This window comes from Rubripirellula tenax (assembly GCF_007860125.1).
Taxonomy (GTDB): domain Bacteria; phylum Planctomycetota; class Planctomycetia; order Pirellulales; family Pirellulaceae; genus Rubripirellula; species Rubripirellula tenax.
Window position 1 is genome coordinate 49,682 of record NZ_SJPW01000008.1, and the last position, 20,397, is coordinate 70,078.

Sequence of the window (20,397 nt, forward strand, 5' to 3'; positions counted from 1 at the left end):
TCATTGTTTCATTTTTTAACTTTCACTTCATCCAGATAGGTCGCGAACACTTATGAAAACCACCTCCTTATCTTTGGCGTTGCTATTTCTATCCGTCACGGTGTCTTCTTTCACGGGATGTGGAGAACCAGAAGTGAAATCCATCGCGGAAGGTATTTCGCCAAGTGAGATTGAGACTTACGAAACGAACCTGAAGGAAATGGAAGCACAAGCCATGAACGACATGGCCGAAGATGGTGAATGATCACAGGTCTTTGGGACATCACACCCGTGCAGATGGTCGAGAAACGCCCGCCTGAATTTTCGCCAGCATCTTAACTGCTGGCCATCTAACAAGAAGGCAGCCTAAAGACATCGGGATCCCTCAACGGGCGCCCGAATGGATTCGGGTTCTGTGGGTCTGCTGCTGCACCGAACCGGGTAAACTCTGATCGTCCAGAACTCGGCAAACAAATCTGTCCGTTAAATATTGAAGGAAGTGATGCGATGAAGGCGTTCATCTTGGGATTGATTGGTGCGGCGCTCATGGCGGTCACTGCACACTCCGCAGACATGGACGAGATGTGGGGTGAGAGCACGGTCAAGCTGCGTGCTGAAAACGCAGAGCGCGGCGAGCTCTTTGATGAGGGCAACTACGCGATGTTCATCCATTGGGGGTTGTACTCGCAGTTGGCTAACCGAGTGGACGGGAAAACGTACTACGGCATTGGCGAGTGGATCATGGATCCAAAAATGGCCGGCATTCCTGTCAAGGATTACAAACAGCTAGCCGGAACCTTCAACCCGACCGATTTTGACGCCAAGGCCATCGCCCAGTTGGCGAAGGACGCGGGAATGAAGTACATCGTCATCACCGCGAAACACCATGACGGTTTCGCGATGTATCACTCCGAAGCATGCGACTTCAACATTGTCGATTCCACGCCCTGGAAAACCGACCCGATGAAGGAACTTTCTGCGGCCTGCCGCGAAGCCGGGCTGGGTTTCGGTTTTTACTATTCCCACAGCCAAGATTGGACGTTCCCCGGTGGCCGAAAGGGTCCCGAAGTGGATGAAAACGGCAATCCGGCAACGTTCGACGACTACTTCACCAAAAAGTGTCTGCCGCAGGTCGAGGAACTCACGACACAGTACGGTCCTATCGAATTGATCTGGTTCGACACGCCCGGCGGCATGGAGAAACACTACGTCCAACAGCTGGTGGACATTGTGCGAAAGAATCAACCCAAGGCTCTCGTTTCCGGACGCGCCGGACATGATTTGGGTGACTATCAAACCATGGGCGACATGGAAGTTCCGCACCACAACATCGAAGGGATGTGGGAAAGCGTCGACACCACCAACGATTCTTGGGCCTACGCGTGGTACGACCAGCGATGGAAGGCACCCAAAGAAATTTTGCACCGCCTGATTTCCTGCGTCGGTCGCGGCGGAACGTACATGCTCAATATCGGACCGACCGACACAGGCGCCGTTCCCGATCGCGCTGCCCGTTCATTACGCGACGCTGGCGAGTGGATTCGGCGATATCCACAGGTGGTCTACGGCACCGATGCGTCGCCCTGGCAGCACGCGATGCCGTGGGGTGATGTAACCGTTCGGGAAGACCGAATGTTCCTGTCAGTGTTTGACTGGCCGGAATCGGGCAAGCTCTTCCTGCCCGGACTGAAAACCAAAATAGAATCGGTACGACTTCTGCAGGATGGAAAGGCCACTCCGATCAAGTGGGACTCGGAAGAAGGGTGGAAAGTGCTTGAGCTTCCACCAGCCGCGCCGGAGCACCTGGTTTCCGTCATTGAGATTGATTTGGCAGATGCGCCGGAAGTGGATCCTACGTTTGGGCTCGATCCAAACACGGGAACGGAGATTCTTGCCGAGTTTGCAAACGTCGAAGGCGCGAAGATCGTGAAGCATCGCTGGATGGAAAAATTTGGAGAGTGGATATGCGTTTATCCAGCGACGAAGTGGAAGTCGGGCGACAAAGCGGTTTGGGAAGTCGATGTCCTGACGCCCGGCGACTACGACGTCCGCCTTACCTATACCGGCGAGGGGCGTTTGGTTTGGGGTGTCGACGTTGTCGGAGGCGAGCACATCCAAAACCAACAGAACGCGTCGCACAACTACCAAGAATTCCCCATCGGCTGGCTCAATTTTCCAGCACCCGGAAAGTACAAGGTGGCCGTGTCCTGTCTGGAAGGGAACATCGAAACCGCCATGCTCAAATCCATCCGTCTGACGCCATTGGACGAGTATCGGGGAACGCCTAAACGGATGGCTTCCGCCGCTTCGAAATAGACTTGTCCAACACGACTGCACGCCGATCAAAACTGAAATTGAATGAAGTTCTTACTGCGAACACTCTTGATAGTGATCCTGGGTACGCACGCGGCCCAGGCGGATGAAGCCCAAGAGAACTCTCAGCCAAAGCCAACTCGGAATACGAGTTTTGAATATCGCTTTTCCGATGACTTGGAACAGACTGCGGACTCGAAAGCTCGTCAGGAACTTTGGTTCCGCGACGCGAAGTTCGGTGCGTTCATCCACTTTGGCGTTTATTCGACGCTGGAAGGCGAGTATCAGGGCCGTGGCTCGGATTTTCGTTATTCCGAGTGGATTCAGATATCCGCCAAGATTCCTGCTAAGGAATACCATCAAGTCGCCGCGAAGTTTAATCCAGTGGAGTTCAATGCCGACCAGTGGGCGAAGACCTTTAAAGATTCCGGCATCCGCTACGTTGTCATCACGTCGAAACATCACGATGGATTCGCGCTCTTCAAATCGATGGTCAGCGACTACAACATTGTTGACTACACACCGTTCAAACGCGACATCATTAAAGAGCTGAGCGAGGCCTGCCACCGCCAGGGCCTGAAGTTCGGCGTCTACTATTCGCAGGCTCAGGACTGGGATGAACCGGATGCGCCGTATCTGAACCAGCGAGCCAAGTTAAGCGATATCCATCCCGAGCTGCCGGCTGATTTTCAGCCCGACATGGATCGCTACATCATGAAAAAGAGTCTTCCCCAGGTCGAGGAGCTGGTGAAGAACTATGAACTGGATCTGATCTGGTTCGATACTCCGGTTGGCATGAATCTCCAGCGGGTCAAGCTGTTTAGCGAAATGGTTCGGAAATATCGTCCCGACTGCCTAATCAATTCCCGCATCATCCATAGTGGTAAAGGAAAGATCGAGGCGCAATATCTGCCGTTCTATGACTACGTTTCGATTGGCGACAAAGAAGTCCCCACCCGAAAATTGCCGCTCTACGTCGAGTCGCCTGACAGCGTCAGTTCTTCCTTTGGCTACAAGACCAAAGGCGAGTGCTACTACCATACCGAAGAAGAAATGCTTCATCGTTTCGTGCATACCGTTTGCGCTGGCGGAAACGCGCTGATCAACAACGGCCCGATGGGCAGCGGCCGACTCGACCCAGAAGCAGTGCGGCTATACGGCGCGATCGGCGACTGGCTGAAAGTCAACGGCGAATCGATCTATGGGACCGTCCGCAATCCATTGCCACAGCGACCGCAGTGGGGCGATATATCGGCAAGCAAGGATGGCAAGACGCTCTACTTGCATATTCTCCAGTGGCCAGAATCTGGAACGATCACGGTCAACGAACTGCCCTCCGGAGCAACCTCTGCTGTTTATCTGGCGAACGGTGAAAATGCGGTCTTTGCCCAGCAAGGTGATTCGCTCGAAATCACACTCCCCGCTAACCCACTCAACCAGTACGACACCGTTGTCAAAGTGACGCTGGAAGCAACCGCCGATTCGGAAGTCAGTTCGACAGGCCGATCAAAGTCGGCGAAGGAGGCGTGGGCCAAACTGGCGGGAAAGTCCGCCAAGCGTCCCGAATTTGCTTTCGTTGAAAACGATCCGGCCTTGCCCAATGTGCTAATCTACGGCGATTCGATCTCGATCATGTACACCCAACGCGTCCGCGAAAAGCTCAATGGCAAAGCGAACGTGTACCGGCTGCATTGCAACGGCGGCGACTCGGGTTCATTCATCGCAAAGATGAAGAAAATGCACGAGACAATGAGGGACGAAAAACTTGATCAACCATGGACGTTCGATTGGGACGTGATCCATTTCAACGTTGGTTTACACGATCTCAAATACGTCTCAGGCAATAGACTCGACAAGAAGAACGGGAAGCAGGTTTCCTCGCTTGATACCTACCAAATGAATCTCGGCGACATCGTGGATTACTTGAAGAAGCTCGCTCCCGACGCAAAGCTGGTCTTCGCAACGACGACTCCCGTACCCGAAGGTGAACCGGGCCGGTTCGCGGGCGACGCGCAAAAGTACAACAAGGTGGCCGAACAGGTCATGCGTAAATTCCCGGAAATCACTATCAACGATCTCTACACCTTCACCAAGCCGAATCAACCAATCTGGTGGGCCAAACCGGGCGACGTTCACTACAAGATGGAAGGTCGCAGCGCCCAAGGCGACGAGGTGTCGCAAATCATTCTTGATTCACTGTCCAACTGAAATCGTTCTAACAGAGAAAAGTCGATGACAACCGGATCAACTTACCGGGCATTTCAAATAGTCGTTTTGACGATGGCTGCGGCGTCAACGTTTGTTGAGGCAGAGGATTTATCAAGTTCGTTAGATGACAAGTCGTTGCGTATCAGTGATGGCATTCAGTTTGTGCCTCAGGCATGTTTCCCCAAGTTTAGTTGGGACACCGTTCCAACCTACTACATGTTTGGAGACCCGAATCGGCTGTTGACTCCGAATCAGGTCAGCTTCATTGCCGAGCGAACGGGTTTCCTCTGCGTTGAAAAGTCACATGGGACGAAACCGCTTGGGGCTGCGGAATTAGGAGCAAAGCATGAGGCTGCGGCCTTCAAGAAAATCAATCCCGATGTGAAGGTCCTGTTTTACTTCAACGCAGCCTACGCATGGCCGTATACCTCTTACAACCAGGTTTTCACCAAAGCGCTTATTGATCAAGAACCTGAACTAAAGAAGTTTCTGATCCCGCACCCAAAAACCGGGCAGTTAGCAGAGCAGTTTGGTGCTTTTTGTTTTGATGTATTGAACCCCGATTTCCGAGACTGGTGGGTGGAAATCGTGACAAAGGGCGTTCGCGAATCCGGCTGTGATGGTGCTTTCATTGATCAAATGCACGGCTCGGTGAAGCTGCGCAGAAACAAGAGTGTGGAGATCCAAAAGGCCATGGGTGAGATGATGGCCGCGCTGAAGAAGAGCCTAGGACCTGACAAAATTCTGCTTGCGAACAATGCCTACAGCGAGGATGCCAGATATGTGTATCCCGTCAGCGACGCAATCATGTTTGAAAACTATGCGAACGTAAAATCCAGCAAGGAAAGCTTGCTGGCCGAGTGGGCAGAGATGCGAAGAAATGCCGAGCAGGGAAAGACCTCGGTTTTTCGCCTTGGTGTTGAGGGGACAGGCCGAAGAAATCTTAAGCCGAATATGCCAGAGCATGCGAAGGAAAAGGTGGAGTTCGCATTGGCTTGCTATCTGATCGGTGCGCAGCCTTATTCCTATTTCTTATACAGTTGGGGTTGGAAGGTGGCATCCGGCGCACTGGTAGATTATCCCGAATTTCACAAACCGCTCGGCCCGCCCAAGGGCCAAGCTCAGCGAACCACGCCCGATGGTTGGGAGTTCACCCGTGAGTTTGAGCACGCCAGCGTCTGGGTGAACACCGAAACCAGAGAGGCCAAAATCACTTGGCGATAACGATCAAACAACAATAACCTCACCGCGGATAACTTCATGCAACTAAGACGCTTCATTCAGATTGCAATTCTAGCTGCGGTCTTTGTGCCCTCGGCTTTCTCGGCCGAAGGCCAACGACCCAATGTTATTGTCGTCATCACAGATGATCAGGGCTATGGCGATGTGGCCTTCACTGGTAACCCTGCCATCAAAACGCCGACCATCGACAAGTTGGCCAAGCAGGGGACGTTGCTGAACAACTTTCACGTCGATCCAACGTGCGCGCCGACCCGATCAGCGTTGATGACCGGCCGCTATTCCGATCGCGTGGGCGTGTGGCACACCGTCCAGGGTCGCAACATGCTTCGCCGCCGCGAAACCACCATGGCCGATGTCTTTGCCGCCAACGGCTACGCCACCGCTCTGTTTGGCAAGTGGCACCTTGGCGACTGCTATCCGTATCGGCCCGAAGATCGTGGATTTCAGCACTGCGTCTTTCATCAAGCAGGCGGCGTCGGGCAAGCACCGGACTACTGGGGCAACGACTATTTCGACGACACCTACGTTGTCAACGGCAAGCACCAACGCTTCGAAGGTTTCTGTACCGACGTTTGGTTCGATGAAGGCATCAAATTCATCGAGGCCAACAAAGACAAGCCATTCTTTGCGTATATCTCGACCAACGCCCCGCATAGTCCGTACTTCTGCCCCGAGGAATACAGCGATCCCTACGAAGGAAATTCGCAGGTTTCGATCGCCGAGTTCTATGGCATGATCACCAACGTCGACGACAACATGGCCAAGCTGATGAAAATTCTCGATGACAGGGGCATCGCCGACAATACGATCTTGGTTTTCATGACCGATAACGGCACCGCAGGTGGCTTGAAAGATGGTCGCGGTTTCGATGGCGGCATGCGCGGCATGAAAAATTCAGAATATGAAGGCGGCCACCGCGTTCCCTTTATCATCCGCTGGCCCGACGGCAAAATCGAAGCGGGAAAAACAATCGATCGTCTGACGGCGCACATTGACATCCTGCCCACGTTTATCGACCTGTGCCATCTTGAGGCACCCAAAATTGAATTTGACGGCCGTAGCATTGCAGGTTTACTGCACACCGATGGCAAAGACTGGCCCGATCGTGCATTGGTGGTTGAATCGCAGCGCGTGGTGGATCCGATCAAATGGCGCAAGAGCGCTGTGATGGATGACCGCTGGCGATTGGTCAACGGCGAAGAACTTTATGACATGAAGTCGGATCCGAAGCAGGACACCGATGTTGCCACCGGGCATCCGGAGGTGATGGAACGTTTGCGCGGTGAATACGAAAAGTTCTGGACAGAAGTGTCGGCGGAACACGACCTGACCAGCTACATGGTCATCGGATCCGATCGATCACCCGTCGTCTCGTTCTCATCGCACGACTGGCTGATCGACAAGCTGCCACCGTGGAGCCAAGGCCATATTCAAAACGGCGATGTCGCGGAAGAATCGTTCTGGGCGATCGAGGTCGAACGGGATGGTGATTATGAAATCTCTCTGCGCCGCTGGCCGGTTGAAGCTGACAAGGGCATCAACGACGGCACCTATGGCAAAGCGTTTAACTACGAGCAGGCGCGTCTGCGTATCGGCGATGTCGATGAAACTCAAGACATTCCAAACGGAGCCAAGGAGGTCACGTTCAAAGTCAACTTAAAAAAGGGAATCACCAAACTCGCACCTGTCTTCATTGGACCCGATCTGACGGCCACTCCGTACTATGCCTACGTGACGCACCAGCCCAAGACCGATTGGCAAACACCGCAAGGCATGGGCATTCCCGTCTACGACCCGTCCTTCGGACGCGTGCCACCTCCGCCAAAGAAATAGCTGGACCATCCGATGAGACAAACATTAATTTTTTTGCTGGCGATGATCTTCGGCGGTTCATGTGGCGCTGACGATGCAGTTCGTTCAACCAGCAAAGCGGAAACCCAGTGGAATGGAAAAAGTTTTCGCGATGTGACCTACAAGCAGGTCGGCAAGCGGAATCTTCGGATGGACATCTACATGCCGACTGTCGGTGGGTCCGAGAAATCGCCGGTCATCTATTACGTTCACGGCGGGGGATGGGCAGCCGGGAGCAAGCTGAACTTTGGAAACCGTCTGATGCTGCCCGTTTTTCAACAACTGGCCGACAGCGGCTTCGTATGCGTGTCCGTCGATTACCGATTTTGCAAGAAGGGATCTGGTGTATTGATGCGTGATTGCGTTACCGACGCCATGGACGGACTGCGTTTCTTGGTGAAGCACCAAGAACAATACGAAATCGATCCCGGCCGGATCGTGGTCTTTGGCGATTCCGCGGGTGGACAGATTGCCCAGATGTTGACGTATGCATCGGCCGACGAGTTTCCTGGTGATCAGGAACTTGCTGCCTACGATGTTCGACCCCTTGCCGGAATATCGTGGTACGGCCCGTCGGACTTCACGGATGTCAATCTTTTCAAAACGGATCTCTCGGACAAAACCCCCGATCGTTTCGGCGCTCGGATTGCCGGCGACGAAGCCAGTTACGCAACAGAGCCGCAGGCCTTTGAGGAGATGAGTCCGTATTTTTGGATTGAAAAAGACAGTCCACCTCTGCTGATGTTGCAAGGCGATACGGATGCGACGATCCCCTTGCCACATGCGATCCATTTGAAAGAAAAGGCTGACCGCATCGGTGCCAATGTCGAAATGACGATCGTGAAAAACGCTGGCCACAATTGGCGGAAGGCCGGCGGAGATCCAGATCCGGGTTTGGAATCGATTCAACACATGACAACGGAATATGCACGGCGGCAGGTCAAGAATTTTGGAAAGCACCAATAGCGTGATGAGAAACGTCTTGAACCGAATCGTGAGCTTTCTGTTCGCACTGATGACTGTTTGTGCATGCATTGGCGATGCAACGGCGGATGAATTGCACGCCGCTGATTTCTTTGTGTCGCCTCAAGGGTCGGACGCGTGGTCGGGAACGCTATCGAAACCCGACTCATCGGGAAACGATGGTCCCTTCGCGACTCTCGGGAGGGCACGTGACGCGGTTCGACAATTGGTGAAGCGGCCAATGGCCGACGTGGTCGTACTGGTTCGCGGAGGAACCTACCAATTGACGAAGACGGTCGTGTTTGGAATCCAGGACTCTGGGCAAGGCGACTCGACCATCACCTATGCCGCCTATCCTGGCGAAACCCCGGTATTCAGTTCGGGGCAGGAGATCAAAGGTTGGACGAAGGTGACGGCGAAGTTGGCTGGTCTACCCGACGAAGCACAGGGGAACGTTTGGGAAGCGAACATATCGGATCGATTCCTCACGCTCTACGATGATGAAGGGATGCTGCCTCGGTCGCAGTCCGAACGTTTCGTTCCGTTGAAGAGTAGCACTGCCCGTGAGCTCCATTTTCCAAAGGGCAAGTTAAAGAACTGGTCCAATGTCGAAGATGTTGAGATTTTGGTCCGCCCGACGCGCGACTGGATGATGAATGTCCTGCCGATCGAGTCGGTGGACGAAGAAGCGGGGATCGCTCGCACCTCCGTTGATGCAACGTATGGGATGGTTAAACACGGTTGCTGGGTCGAGAATGTTTTAGAAGAGCTCGACGCACCCGGTGAATGGGCGCTCAATACGAAGGAAGGGAAGGTCTATCTTTGGCGACGAGGGAACTCGGCCGTGGTTGCGCCGAAACTCTTCGAGCTGATTCGCGTCGAAGGCACGATCGACAAACAGGGCCCCAGCGACGTTCCCGTCCGCAACCTCCGGTTTCGTGGCTTCACGTTCAAGCATGGTGAAAGATACACGCTTGCCGAGGATGACGCGGGATTGCAGCACGACTGGGATATGCTGGACAAAGACAACGCGCTCGTTCGACTGCGAGGTGCCGAAAAGTGCGCGATCGAGCAGTGTCACTTTCTTCACAGCGGAAGCGGCGCGATCCGCGTGGATTTGCATGGAATAGAAAACGAAATTTCCGGCAACCATATCGAACACATGGGCGGTGGTGGCATTCTTCTTTGCGGATACGGCCCCGGCACAAAGGACGTGAATAGAAAAAACTTCGTCTACAACAACCACATCCATCATGTCGGACAAATCTATTGGCACTCGCCAGGGATCTTTCTCTGGCAAAGCGGCGCAAATCGTGTCGCCAACAACCTCATCCATCACACCAACTACACGGGACTGATCGTATCGGGTTGCGTCATCCGCTTTTTTGCGATGCCGGATATGCGTGAACAGGTCCGCGCCATCCGGCGACATGAAGTCGGTGAACTGCCGACCGACTTGGGGCCGGGTGATGTGGACGCCTACCTGCACAGCCGCAACAATCTGATCGAAAACAACGAAATCCATCACGCAATGGAAAAGCTGGGTGACGGAAACGGGATCTACATTCGTGGAGCCGGATCCGGCAACGTGATTCGCCGGAACTATGTCCATCACTTGGTTGCCGCGACGCAAAAGCAAGGCGCGATCCGGACCGACGGCGGTCAGATGGATACCCTGATTGCGGAAAACCTGATCTACAAATGCATGTCGCAAGGCATGACGTTGAAGCTGAACAACCGCTTCGAAAACAACATCATCGCCGACGTGATTGCCCCCCGAGGCATCTACCTAAAAATCGTCGAGGGTCCGATGAATGGGGCAAGTAACAAACGAAACATCTTCTACTCGTCGCTGGCCGACTGCACCTTCATCACTGAACCGGGCTCCGGAAAAGGAAAGGTAGGCGAGGATACTCGGGGGCGCGTGACTGCGCGGATGCAAGACATCGATTCGGATCGAAACCTGTATTTTTGCAAAGCAGACCCCAGCCTTGGCGAAGACACGCTGGAGAAACTGCAACGTGACGGCGTCGACATCAACGGCCGGTCGGTCGATCCGATGTTCGTCGATCCGGACAATGGTGACTTTCGATTGAAGCCGGGTTCGCCCGCACTGGAAATCGGGATTGTCCCAATCGACGTTTCCAAAATTGGACTGCGAACTAAACAAACTGTGACTACGAAAGTGAATCCCGTTCCAACGACGGTTCCCGCACTCGATGACAAGTAGACCGTGGAGGGGGCCCCAACGACCTTGATCCGATGAACTTCCGATCAAGGATGGTCGTGCTTGTGCTCGCTAGCCTCCCCGCCGCGCACATCCCACACGCACTGATCCACAAGGACGCGAAAACCCCACATGGGTGCTGACTTTGGAGTAAGAACTCTGTTTCAAGCCTCGGAACTTGGCTCGGATACCGCAACAAGAGCAGTGATGCCCAGCAAAAAGATTGAGATGAAAGACACAGCACACGTTTTAAAAGGCGGCATGGTAAAATGAATGCTCTACGACGAGCGGTCGCATTGGCGATCGCGATCACACTTGTCATTTCGATTTCCAAATTCGCGACTGCAAATGATGACGACAAACCGCATGTGGTTCTTGTTGTCGGCACGTTGCACTATTCGCCGGAATTGACGATGCCTGCCTTCGCCAAGGAATTGGAGCGTTTCGGGTTTCGCACGACCGTGGTGATGGGAGACGGCAATCCAGAGAAGAAGACGGAAAACGTTCTGCCCGGTATCGAAGCTTTGGCCGACGCTGACCTGGCAATCTTTTTCGTGCGTTTTTTGAAGCTGCCCGACAACGAGTGGCAGCCGATTGAAGACTATTTCAAGTCCGGCAAACCCGTCATTGGGCTTCGGACTGCAAGTCATTCGTTCAAGTATCCCAACGGCCATCGACGGTTCTCGTGGAACGACGATTTCGGACGTCGGGTTTTGGGCACTCCCTACATCGTGCATCAGACGAGTGAGACGCGAATCAGCGTCATCGAGGAAGCGTTGCAGCACCCCATCATGACAAACGTCAAAGAAAAGAACTGGGTGTCGCCGGGGACACTCTATCTAACTCGTCTTCAAGACGGCTGCGTCCCCTTGGTGACCGGATCCGGCGACGGCAAAGCACGCACATTGAAGAAAGCGTTTGGGACGATCGAAGTGAAACCACATGAATCGGACGTCGTCGCCTGGGCGTGGGAGAATGAGTGGGGCAGTAAAGTGTTTGGAACGTCGTTCGGGCATCCTGGTGATTTCGGTGAGGAATCTTTTGTGCGAATGTTGGTCAACGCGGTCCATTGGTCCGTCGATCGTCCGCTGCCAAGTGCCGCCGAGAAGGTTTCGACGTGGAAGATTGAACGCGCTGACAAGTAGGAATCCACGAATGAATAACATCTTCCTCAGCACCGCGTTGATCATCGGTTGTCTCACCGCGCCAACGACGATTGCGGATTCGCCAGTCCGGCCTGGTGATCGGATCGCCATCATCGGCAATACCTTCGCCGATCAACTTCGGATTCACGGGTATTTAGAGGCGATGCTCTTGCAGCACTCTCGCGAGAATCCCGTTTCGATTCGCAACCTCGGATGGGGCGGCGATATGTTGGCTGCACGCGATCGACCGACGGGTTTCCCGACCGAAGAATCGACCCTGATGGCACACAAGACGGATGTGATCATCGCCTGCTTCGGAATGGGAGAATCGTTTGCCGGCGAGAAGGGACTCGATGATTTCACAAATCAGCTCAAGACGCTGATCGCCTCGCATGCCGGCAAGACGTACAACGGCAAATCAGAAGTGCGATTGATTTTGGTGTCACCCATTGCGTGCGAAGATATGGGAAAGCTGACGCCGGGACGGGACGAGCGGAATCGAGATTTGGCATCGTACACTCGAGCGATGCAAGATGTAGCGACAGATGCCGATGTCCCCTTTGTCAATCTGCTTGATGTGTCGCGTTATCTGATGGATGAACCGAAGGGACCGCAACTGACCACCAACGGGATTCACCTCAATGCCTTTGGGTACTGGGCGATCAGCCATACGTTCTTCGATCAATTGAGATCCGACGATCGTTTCTCAGGTCGTCAGTCTTGGCTGCTACGAATAGATGCGGCGACGAAGGCGAGTGATGGACGCGGCGTTGACATCTCGGAACTGGCAACCGGGCCGTCGGGTCTCAGCTTTCAGGTCACAGAGAAGTCCGCACCAACACTGCGTCCCCCAATCGACCAACAGTTGCCTCCACAACTTGAATTCGTTCGAGACACGCTGGTCGTCGAAAACCTCAAGCCTGGGAAATACCAGTTGACCGTTGATGGGGAGCTTGTCGCAACGGCCACCGCGGAAGCTTGGGCAGCGGGATTGGCGATTGATGATTCACCCGTTCACAAAGCGGCCGAGGCGTTTCACGCAGTCGTAAACGATAAGAACCTGCAGTTCACCTATAGCTGGAAGGCACTGAACCAGGTTCACATTGTCGGCGAGCGCCGCAAGTCTCCGAGTGGCAAGAATCTGCCTGCGGAGGTGATTGAGTTCAACCGACTTGCAAACGAACTTGACTCTTCGCTTGGTAAACCGATCGAACTTAAGACGCGGCGATGGCGAGTCTCTCTCACTTCGCAGTAAACACGCCGGGAAACGACGTGCATGGCAAGAATCGCATCTTGAAATTGACGATAACACTTATGAATCAAAGACTTCACGCTTTCAATGGGATCGGCTTGTTGCTGATTGGATTCTCGCTTGCGCAAACGACCTCTGCCGATGATGTTGGAGGCATCAAAATAGCGAACCTTCAAGGCGCCGACGTGGCGTTGATGGACAATCACGATCCGGATTCGCAGTTGGAAAATTTCGACCTGCTGCCGGGGTACCAGGCTAACCTTTTCGCCGCCGACCCGATGTTCGCCAACCCGGTTCATATGCACTGGGACTCGGCGGGACGGCTGTGGGTCGCTTGCTCGTGGGCTTACCCACAGCTCAAGCCCGGCGAAGTTGCCAACGACAAGATCGTCATCCTGGAAGACACTGATGATGACGGAGTCGCCGACAAGTCGACTGTTTTCGCGGAGGGTCTCTATCTGCCAACGGGCATCGAACTGGCCAACGGGGGTTGTTATGTCGGGCAATCACCTGACATCTTTTTCCTCAAAGATACCGACGGGGACGACGTTGCGGATGTGAAGGAGCTGGTGCTGACCGGCTTTGGTATCGAGGACAGTCACCATTCCATCAGTGCTTGGCGTCGCGGTCCGGGCGGCTGGCTCTACTTTCAGGAAGGAATCTTTCTGCACGCTCAAGTGGAAACGCAATATGGAGTCTTGCGGAATTTCAACGGTGGCGTTTATCAGTTCAATCCTCGCACGCAGGAACTGCGAATGTTCTGCCGAGGGACGGGTGGCAATCCCTGGGGACACGTGTTCGATCGTTGGGGACAGTCCTTCATGGTGAACAATCCCCGAATCATGTATCTGTCGCCGGCGACCGGGAACAGCGGCGAAGCGGTTCGGGTCAAGCCTCTCATCAGCACCGAGAAACAATGCGGCGGTGACTTGGCGACGGGGACTCATGTGGGAGATGACATTCGTGGACAGTTGCTGACGGGGCGGTTCAAGAGCCGCACGGTCGTTCGCTATGAGTTTATCGAGGACGGTGCCGGCTTCCGCGCCAACGTGCTCGAGCCACTGATTAGTTCCAGACACCCGAACTTTCGTCCGGTCGATGTGAAGACCGGACCGGATGGAGCGGTTTATGTGGCCGACTGGTACAACTCCATCATCAACCATGCGCAACATGACTTCCGCGATCCGCGTCGCGATCACGAGCATGGTAGGATCTGGCGGATCACTCACAAGGAACGACCGCTTGCCAAGAAGCCGCAGCTTGTGGGTGTGTCGATCGACGCACTGATTGAACACCTCAAGAGCCCGGAAGCCTGGACTCGACATCAAGCACGCAAAGAGTTGAGCGAACGGGAACCGGACAGAGTTCTGGCCGCACTTGAAAACTGGGTCGCGTCGCTCGATACCGATGCGCCAGACTACGATCATTATCTCGTCGAAGCGATGTGGGCTTGCCAAAACGTCGAGCGCGTCAGCGAGGACATCCTGACGCGAGTGATGGCGGCAAAGGACGGCCATGCCCGCAGCGCCGGCGCACGAATCATTCGGTATTGGCACGACCAGCTATCCGATCCGGTCGGCATGATCGCTCGAGCGTCTGCCGATCCGTTCCCTCGCACGCGGATGGAAGCCGTCCTTTCCGCGGGATATATCCCGAGTGCGGAATTGTTCGCCGCAGCGCTGCACTCTTTGGATCATCCCGGCGACGCGACGCTAGACCAGGCACTGCCTCAGACGACAAAGGCATTGGAACAGTACTGGCGCCCCGCGCTGGAGGCCGGGACTTTGCAGTTCGCGAAACCGTCTCATCGTGAGTTCGCCGAACAGGGCGCGGGGATCGGCCTGGAACGTCGCCTGGCGGAATTCTTGAAAAAGAAATCGCCAACAGAAATCGACATCGCAACCATCCGAACTCAATTAATTCAAGTCGGCACGGACGCCGAAGTACGGACGATCGTTGCCGCCGTTAGCAAGGGCGAAGGGCTTGAGTCACCGGCGGCCACAATCGCGATGCTTGAGACGCTACAGCAAATGGCTAGACCAGATTCACCGAGGTCTCTTCAACGCAGCTTGAAGGATCTGAAGCAGCTGGTCGGTCATAAGAACGATACGATTGCGGTTCTCGCGGCGAGCAATCTTGGCGTCTGGGGAATGGCTGGGGCCGATGAACTTGCCGCTCTACAGGGCGATTCCGTTGGTGCGGCGGTCAAGCAAGCTCTTGCTGTGGCGCTCGCCACAACTAGCGGCGCAAGCTATGAACAAGCACTCGCAAAACTTGCGGCTCAAGGTGACCTGGAAACTCGCTACGCCGCCGCCGCAGGACTGGCTCAAGCCAATCTGAATCAAGGCGTCAAAGCGGCAGCCAGATTATTGCGCGAAGACCCGCAGGGTTCCGATCCAGTTCCCCTTGTCCAATCTCTTTTGCAGCATCACAAGGGCGGACGACTGCTGGGCGATCAGCTTCACAAAGATCAGATACACCCTGCGGTGATGGTGAGTGTCAGTGGGTTTCATCGCGACACCGGAATGCTTCCCGATTCTCTTGCCGACATGTTCCGACCGTCGATGGCAAATAAGTCTCTGAGTGCCGATTTGTTGGAAGAGGACATCGATGCGCTCTCCACGGATGTTGAGAAGCTTGGAGACCCGGCGCGAGGCGAGATGATCTATCGCCGCAACAGCGTCGCCTGCACACGATGCCATGCGATCGGTCCGGCCGGTCCGGAGATTGGTCCGAATCTGGTAGCGGTTGGAGCCGCGGCGAAGACGAAGTACTTCGTTCAGTCGATCCTTGAACCGAATGCGGCGATCGCAGAACACTACGAGACCCGGACGTTTCTGCTCGCCAGTGGCAAAATCCGTACGGGCATCGTGACGTTTCGAAACGAAAAGGAAGTTCTTGTCAGTGACTCGTCGCAAATCGGAAAAGAGATCAGAATCGATGTGGAGGATATTGAAGCGGAAAAATCTGCAAAGTCACTGATGCCGACGGGACTTGCGGACCAACTGCAAGACCGCGGCGAGTTTCTCGACCTCGTCAAATTCATCTCCGTGTTGGGCAAGCCAGGCGAATACAAGAACGACGAGCGCCCCGTCATTCGCAAATGGCGAGTGATCGCGGCCTCGGAAAGCGACGATGTGCCGGCCGACAGTGCCCAATGGCTGCCCGCCTACAGCAAAGTCAGCGGAGAGTTGCCTCCCGAGAATTTCCCCACCGGCGAATCAGCGTTCGTCCGCGGATTCGTCGATGTACTAGCGGCCGGTATGGCTCGACTGGAGATAAACTCGATCGACGGTTTGACGCTTTGGTTGGATGGCAAACACGTCAATGACGTCGCCGCTCCGATCAGGCTAGAGAAAGGACGCCGCACGTTGACATTCGGCTTCAATCCAGAACAACGGCAAAGGGGACTGCGCGTCGAGCTAAAATCGATGGATGGCGAGGTCAAGTTGCAACCGGAAGGTGGGCTCTAAGAATCTCTTGGCGTCGTTTGCTGCGATGAAAAGAACGCGACGGCAATCGAAAGCTTACCGACGCGGAAAAGCGTTCTATGAAGAAGAAACAGGTTCATCACGAGCGAAACGGAACGAGAACCATGAGACAGAGAATGATCAACGCGTTGCGGCTGGTGTCCGTGATCGCCGGTCTGGCTACTCTCATTCCCGGGATGCTCCATGCGCAGCCGGCCGGGCCGGGCGATTGGTCGAAGGTGCGTCTATTCGGACATGCCTTTCGCAATGACGATTACACACCCGAACAGTACGATTTCATCCGGGATCACTTCGCAATTTTCACGATCGAAAAGCGGCATGCAAAGAACGTTTACGGCGCGACCAGCACTGAAAAGGCAGCGGCCGAAACTGCAAAGAAACTGCTAAAGAAAAACCCCGACATACGCGTGCTATTCTACTGGAGCACCAACACAGCCTACAGTCGGTACTATACCACCGTCCGAGATGTGGTTGCACAGCACCCGGACTGGGTCCAGGAAGTGCGTGACGGAACCGTTCGCTGGACCTATCCCAACGACACCGCCCGAAACTGGTGGGCCAACATGGCCGATCAGTTGGTCATGGACAGCGACTTGAACGGCGTCTTCGGCGACGGCGCGCCGGGAGCCAACGCGCGTGGTCAATTAAAAAGTGTCGAAAGTTGCCTGAAGCGGCTATCCAGTTTCGTCATCTATAATGGCTACCGCGTTCAGTCCTCAACCAAGTGCGCAGCTGGGGCAAGTACACTCGCAAATGCAGACGGCGTTTTCTGCGAAGCCTTCTTTCGATCTTCGGTAGAGACCGCTGATGAAGGCGTAAAGCTGATGGACGAGCTTTTAGCCATTCCCTCTGACAAATACATCCTTTGCCGCGGAGCCGGGGACGGCGACTTTGGAACCACGCACGACTTTACACTCGCGTGCTACTTGATCATCGCCAACGACTATTCGTTTTATAGTTGGGGCGGCGTTAACAACTCCTACGCCGCCGACGATTCACTGATGTACTGGTCCAATGACTTTGATCAAGAGATCGGCAAACCCTTGGGCAAGGCCACCAAAGACGGCTACGCATACCATAGGGAATTCGAGCATTGCCGCGTCGATGTAAACTTGGAAACAAAAACCTCGTCCATCTTTTGGAACCCGGTAGATCGCAAAACCACTCCGTGAAAAGTTGGAATCGAAAAGTACGCTTACCGGGAAAAGCAAACATGAACACGCAGCCTCGATCCTTCTGGTTTTCGCGTATTCTTCAATGGATTCTCACGTTGATGGTTTTTGCCCTGCCGGGCGAAGGTTTTGCTATGGACATCTTTGTGTCCGTCGACGGGCATGCCCAGGCCGATGGCAGTCTGGCGAAACCCTATGGATCGATAGTTGATGCGGTGGAGGCCGTTCGATCTATGCGTCGGGGCGGTTACGATGAACCGGTGGTGATCGCGCTGCGTGAGGGACGTCATCCTTTGAATCAAACCCTGGTTCTTGGCCACGGTGACGGTTCGCCATCGGTGGCGGACGATGCGACGTTACCGCAGCATGGCGCTGGCGACACGACGCGTCCCGCGTTTTTAACCTTCGCTGCGTATCGGGGAGAAAACCCCATTGTCAGTGCGGGTGCGGCGATTTCCGGATGGAAACGTTTGGATGCGGCGCCATCAACTCTCCCAGCGATGGCGAACGGCAAAGTTTGGGTAGCCGACATGCCCCCTGGGATGGACCGGTTCTATACTCTGTACGACAACCATGGTCGCTTAAGGCGGGCCCGAAACTCTGGATTTGCATACGCCAAACCGGGTGATAAACGAACGCTTCATTTCCCAAGCGGTGCTTTGAAGAACTGGGACAACTTAGCGGACGTCGAGATTCACCTGCGGCCAGGTCGAGCGTGGGTGACCAACATGCTTCCGCTTGCCTCCGTCGATGAAGCCGCTGGTGTCGCCAAGACGTCGGTTTCGGCAACGTATGACATGTCACCTTTGCCCGGGTACCTGCACAATCCCGACGATTCAACCGTGTGGATTGAGAATGTTTTGGAAGCCTTGGACGAGCCCGGCGAATGGGTGCTCAACACAAAGACGCGTCAGATCTATTTGTGGCCCTCAGATCCTGCCACAGACGGATCACCACGTGGGATCTTGGCTCCGACGACAACCGAATTGATCCGTGTCGAAGGGATCGTCGACTACGACGGCCCTACCGATACTCCGGTTCAAAGCATTGCTTTTTCGGGGCTAACTTTTTCGCATGCAGACCGTTGGGCTTGGAAAAGTGATCAAGATCGCTTGGGTTGGGGAATGCAGCACGATTGGGACATGTTCGATCGACCCACGGCGCTCGTCCGTTTTCGCGGCGCGGAAGACTGCCGAGTATCGGACTGTCGCTTTCTCCATTCCGGTGGAACAGGATTGCGAATGGACCTGCACGCTCAACGGAACCTCATTGCTGATTGCGAATTTGCACACTTGGGTGAAGCCGGAATCTTGCTGGCGGGATACGGTCCGGGGACGAAAGATGTCAACCATCACAACGAGATTGTGAACAACCACATCCACCATTTCAGTGAAATCACTTGGCACTCACCTGGCTTGTGGGCGTGGCAAAGCGGCCACAATCGAATGGTCCATAACGAACTGCACCACAGTGGCTATGCCGCGGTGCTGATCACCACTCGAGTCACTCCGGATCGAAGTTTGAATGGCGAAGGCGGCAGGACAGTGCGTCTGCACGAGATCAAGCAAGCGGATAAAAACCGAGCACGAGGTGGCTACGAAAGTTGGCGTCGTCGCGAAAAGTACAACCATGCCCGCCACAACCTCTTTGAATCGAACGAGATTTCACATTCCGTTCAATTGCTCTCCGATGGAAATGCCATTTATGTTTCCGGAACGGGCACGGGAAACATCATTCGATACAACTTTATCCACGACAATCTGGCACCTTCGCTTCCGGCAGCCATCCGCTGCGACGACGACCAACATGAGACGCTGATCTATGGAAACGTTCTGTATCACAACGCGGGTTTTGCAGCCGGAATCGCCTCGAAGGGAGTCAACGACATCATCAATAACTTCATCGTGGACCCGGTCGTCGTACCGCGCTGGGGTTACGTCAGCTTCGAGTGGGTGCCGGTTCCGGGATCGAAAGTTCATCACAACATCATCATGTCGCATCCTGACGGCGGACACATCTACGCGGAAAGGCCGCGAGGCGACGGCCCACCGCCCCGACTCGTGGACACGGACATGGACATGAATCTCTACTTTCACCCAACCGACCCGCACTGGGCAGACGATCACCTACAGAAAATGGTTGCGGTCGGCAAAGAGAAAAGCAGCCGCTTTGGCGACCCAATGCTGATAGATCCTGCGGGAGGAAATTTTGGCTTTCGACAAGAAAGCGTTGCTCCAGGCTTGGGGATCGAATCACTGGACGTTTCAAAGATGGGGCGTCAAAAAAGAGAACCTTGACGAACATTGATCGAAGCCGAACTAGATCGACTCCGCGAGAGAAACCGATTCCGCAACTTACCTTCGCGTTGCGATGGGGCCGACATCAACTTTTTGTGGGTCGTTCCCTCAACGGAACACACCCGTGATTTGCTCTGGACTTCGATTGAAGTTGCGTGTTGCAAGCCTCGCGCCGGTGTATGATGGAATGTACGACTGGAAGCACGCGATGCAGTAACGCAATCCATTGCAGTTCTGACGCGATCGATCAGTGAATC

Annotated in this window: 12 protein-coding genes; all 12 read left to right on the forward strand. The window is 54.6% G+C overall.

The features are described 5' to 3' along the window. Window positions 1–52: 52 nt before the first annotated feature. The 12 genes from Poly51_RS26280 to Poly51_RS26335 all read left to right on the forward strand — a co-directional run bounded on the left by Poly51_RS26280 (window position 53) and on the right by Poly51_RS26335 (window position 20,140). On the forward strand, window positions 53–244 hold the full coding sequence (locus Poly51_RS26280; protein ID WP_146461768.1) for a hypothetical protein: 192 nt from the start codon (window positions 53–55) through the stop codon (window positions 242–244). Between the two features lie 242 nt (window positions 245–486). Continuing rightward, a complete protein-coding gene (locus Poly51_RS26285) occupies window positions 487–2,295 on the forward strand; it encodes an alpha-L-fucosidase (protein WP_315853689.1) in 1,809 nt (602 codons plus the stop codon). Between the two features lie 42 nt (window positions 2,296–2,337). Continuing rightward, the gene (locus tag Poly51_RS26290) at window positions 2,338–4,500 is read left to right on the forward strand and encodes an alpha-L-fucosidase (protein WP_146461770.1); all 2,163 of its coding nucleotides are present in this window, start codon (window positions 2,338–2,340) and stop codon (window positions 4,498–4,500) included. Between the two features lie 24 nt (window positions 4,501–4,524). Further along, entirely contained in the window at window positions 4,525–5,724 is a 1,200-nt protein-coding gene (locus tag Poly51_RS26295) for a putative glycoside hydrolase (RefSeq protein WP_246114791.1), read from the forward strand. Window positions 5,725–5,760: 36 nt separating this feature from the next. Next, window positions 5,761–7,575: an arylsulfatase gene (locus Poly51_RS26300; RefSeq protein WP_146461772.1), complete on the forward strand. Its 1,815-nt coding sequence runs from the start codon at window positions 5,761–5,763 to the stop codon at window positions 7,573–7,575. Between the two features lie 12 nt (window positions 7,576–7,587). Beyond that, window positions 7,588–8,559, forward strand: coding sequence for an alpha/beta hydrolase (locus Poly51_RS26305; RefSeq protein ID WP_146461774.1), 972 nt, complete (start codon window positions 7,588–7,590; stop codon window positions 8,557–8,559). Window positions 8,560–8,563: 4 nt separating this feature from the next. Next, window positions 8,564–10,786 (forward strand): right-handed parallel beta-helix repeat-containing protein, encoded by a 2,223-nt coding sequence (locus tag Poly51_RS26310; protein ID WP_146461776.1) that lies wholly within the window; start codon window positions 8,564–8,566, stop codon window positions 10,784–10,786. A gap of 266 nt (window positions 10,787–11,052) precedes the next feature. Then, window positions 11,053–11,928 carry a ThuA domain-containing protein gene (locus Poly51_RS26315; protein ID WP_146461778.1) on the forward strand — a complete coding sequence of 292 codons (876 nt, stop codon included), beginning with the start codon at window positions 11,053–11,055 and terminating at the stop codon, window positions 11,926–11,928. A gap of 10 nt (window positions 11,929–11,938) precedes the next feature. After that, window positions 11,939–13,183, forward strand: a complete 1,245-nt coding sequence (locus tag Poly51_RS26320; protein WP_146461780.1) for an SGNH/GDSL hydrolase family protein — start codon at window positions 11,939–11,941, stop codon at window positions 13,181–13,183. A gap of 59 nt (window positions 13,184–13,242) precedes the next feature. Further along, a complete protein-coding gene (locus Poly51_RS26325) occupies window positions 13,243–16,653 on the forward strand; it encodes a PVC-type heme-binding CxxCH protein (RefSeq protein WP_146461783.1) in 3,411 nt (1,136 codons plus the stop codon). Window positions 16,654–16,775: 122 nt separating this feature from the next. After that, window positions 16,776–17,843, forward strand: a complete 1,068-nt coding sequence (locus Poly51_RS26330; protein WP_186775826.1) for a putative glycoside hydrolase — start codon at window positions 16,776–16,778, stop codon at window positions 17,841–17,843. A 41-nt stretch (window positions 17,844–17,884) separates the two neighbouring features. Further along, window positions 17,885–20,140, forward strand: a complete 2,256-nt coding sequence (locus Poly51_RS26335; RefSeq protein ID WP_246114792.1) for a right-handed parallel beta-helix repeat-containing protein — start codon at window positions 17,885–17,887, stop codon at window positions 20,138–20,140. Window positions 20,141–20,397 lie beyond the last annotated feature (257 nt).

Excerpts from the sequence above, each read along its gene's own strand:
- Poly51_RS26280 (WP_146461768.1), top strand. The coding sequence starts at position 53 with ATGAAAACCACCTCCTTATCTTTGGCGTTGCTATTTCTATCCGTCACG.
- Poly51_RS26285 (WP_315853689.1), top strand. The coding sequence starts at position 487 with ATGAAGGCGTTCATCTTGGGATTGATTGGTGCGGCGCTCATGGCGGTC.
- Poly51_RS26290 (WP_146461770.1), top strand. The coding sequence starts at position 2,338 with ATGAAGTTCTTACTGCGAACACTCTTGATAGTGATCCTGGGTACGCAC.
- Poly51_RS26295 (WP_246114791.1), top strand. The coding sequence starts at position 4,525 with ATGACAACCGGATCAACTTACCGGGCATTTCAAATAGTCGTTTTGACG.
- Poly51_RS26300 (WP_146461772.1), top strand. The coding sequence starts at position 5,761 with ATGCAACTAAGACGCTTCATTCAGATTGCAATTCTAGCTGCGGTCTTT.
- Poly51_RS26305 (WP_146461774.1), top strand. The coding sequence starts at position 7,588 with ATGAGACAAACATTAATTTTTTTGCTGGCGATGATCTTCGGCGGTTCA.
- Poly51_RS26310 (WP_146461776.1), top strand. The coding sequence starts at position 8,564 with ATGAGAAACGTCTTGAACCGAATCGTGAGCTTTCTGTTCGCACTGATG.
- Poly51_RS26315 (WP_146461778.1), top strand. The coding sequence starts at position 11,053 with ATGAATGCTCTACGACGAGCGGTCGCATTGGCGATCGCGATCACACTT.
- Poly51_RS26320 (WP_146461780.1), top strand. The coding sequence starts at position 11,939 with ATGAATAACATCTTCCTCAGCACCGCGTTGATCATCGGTTGTCTCACC.
- Poly51_RS26325 (WP_146461783.1), top strand. The coding sequence starts at position 13,243 with ATGAATCAAAGACTTCACGCTTTCAATGGGATCGGCTTGTTGCTGATT.
- Poly51_RS26330 (WP_186775826.1), top strand. The coding sequence starts at position 16,776 with ATGAGACAGAGAATGATCAACGCGTTGCGGCTGGTGTCCGTGATCGCC.
- Poly51_RS26335 (WP_246114792.1), top strand. The coding sequence starts at position 17,885 with ATGAACACGCAGCCTCGATCCTTCTGGTTTTCGCGTATTCTTCAATGG.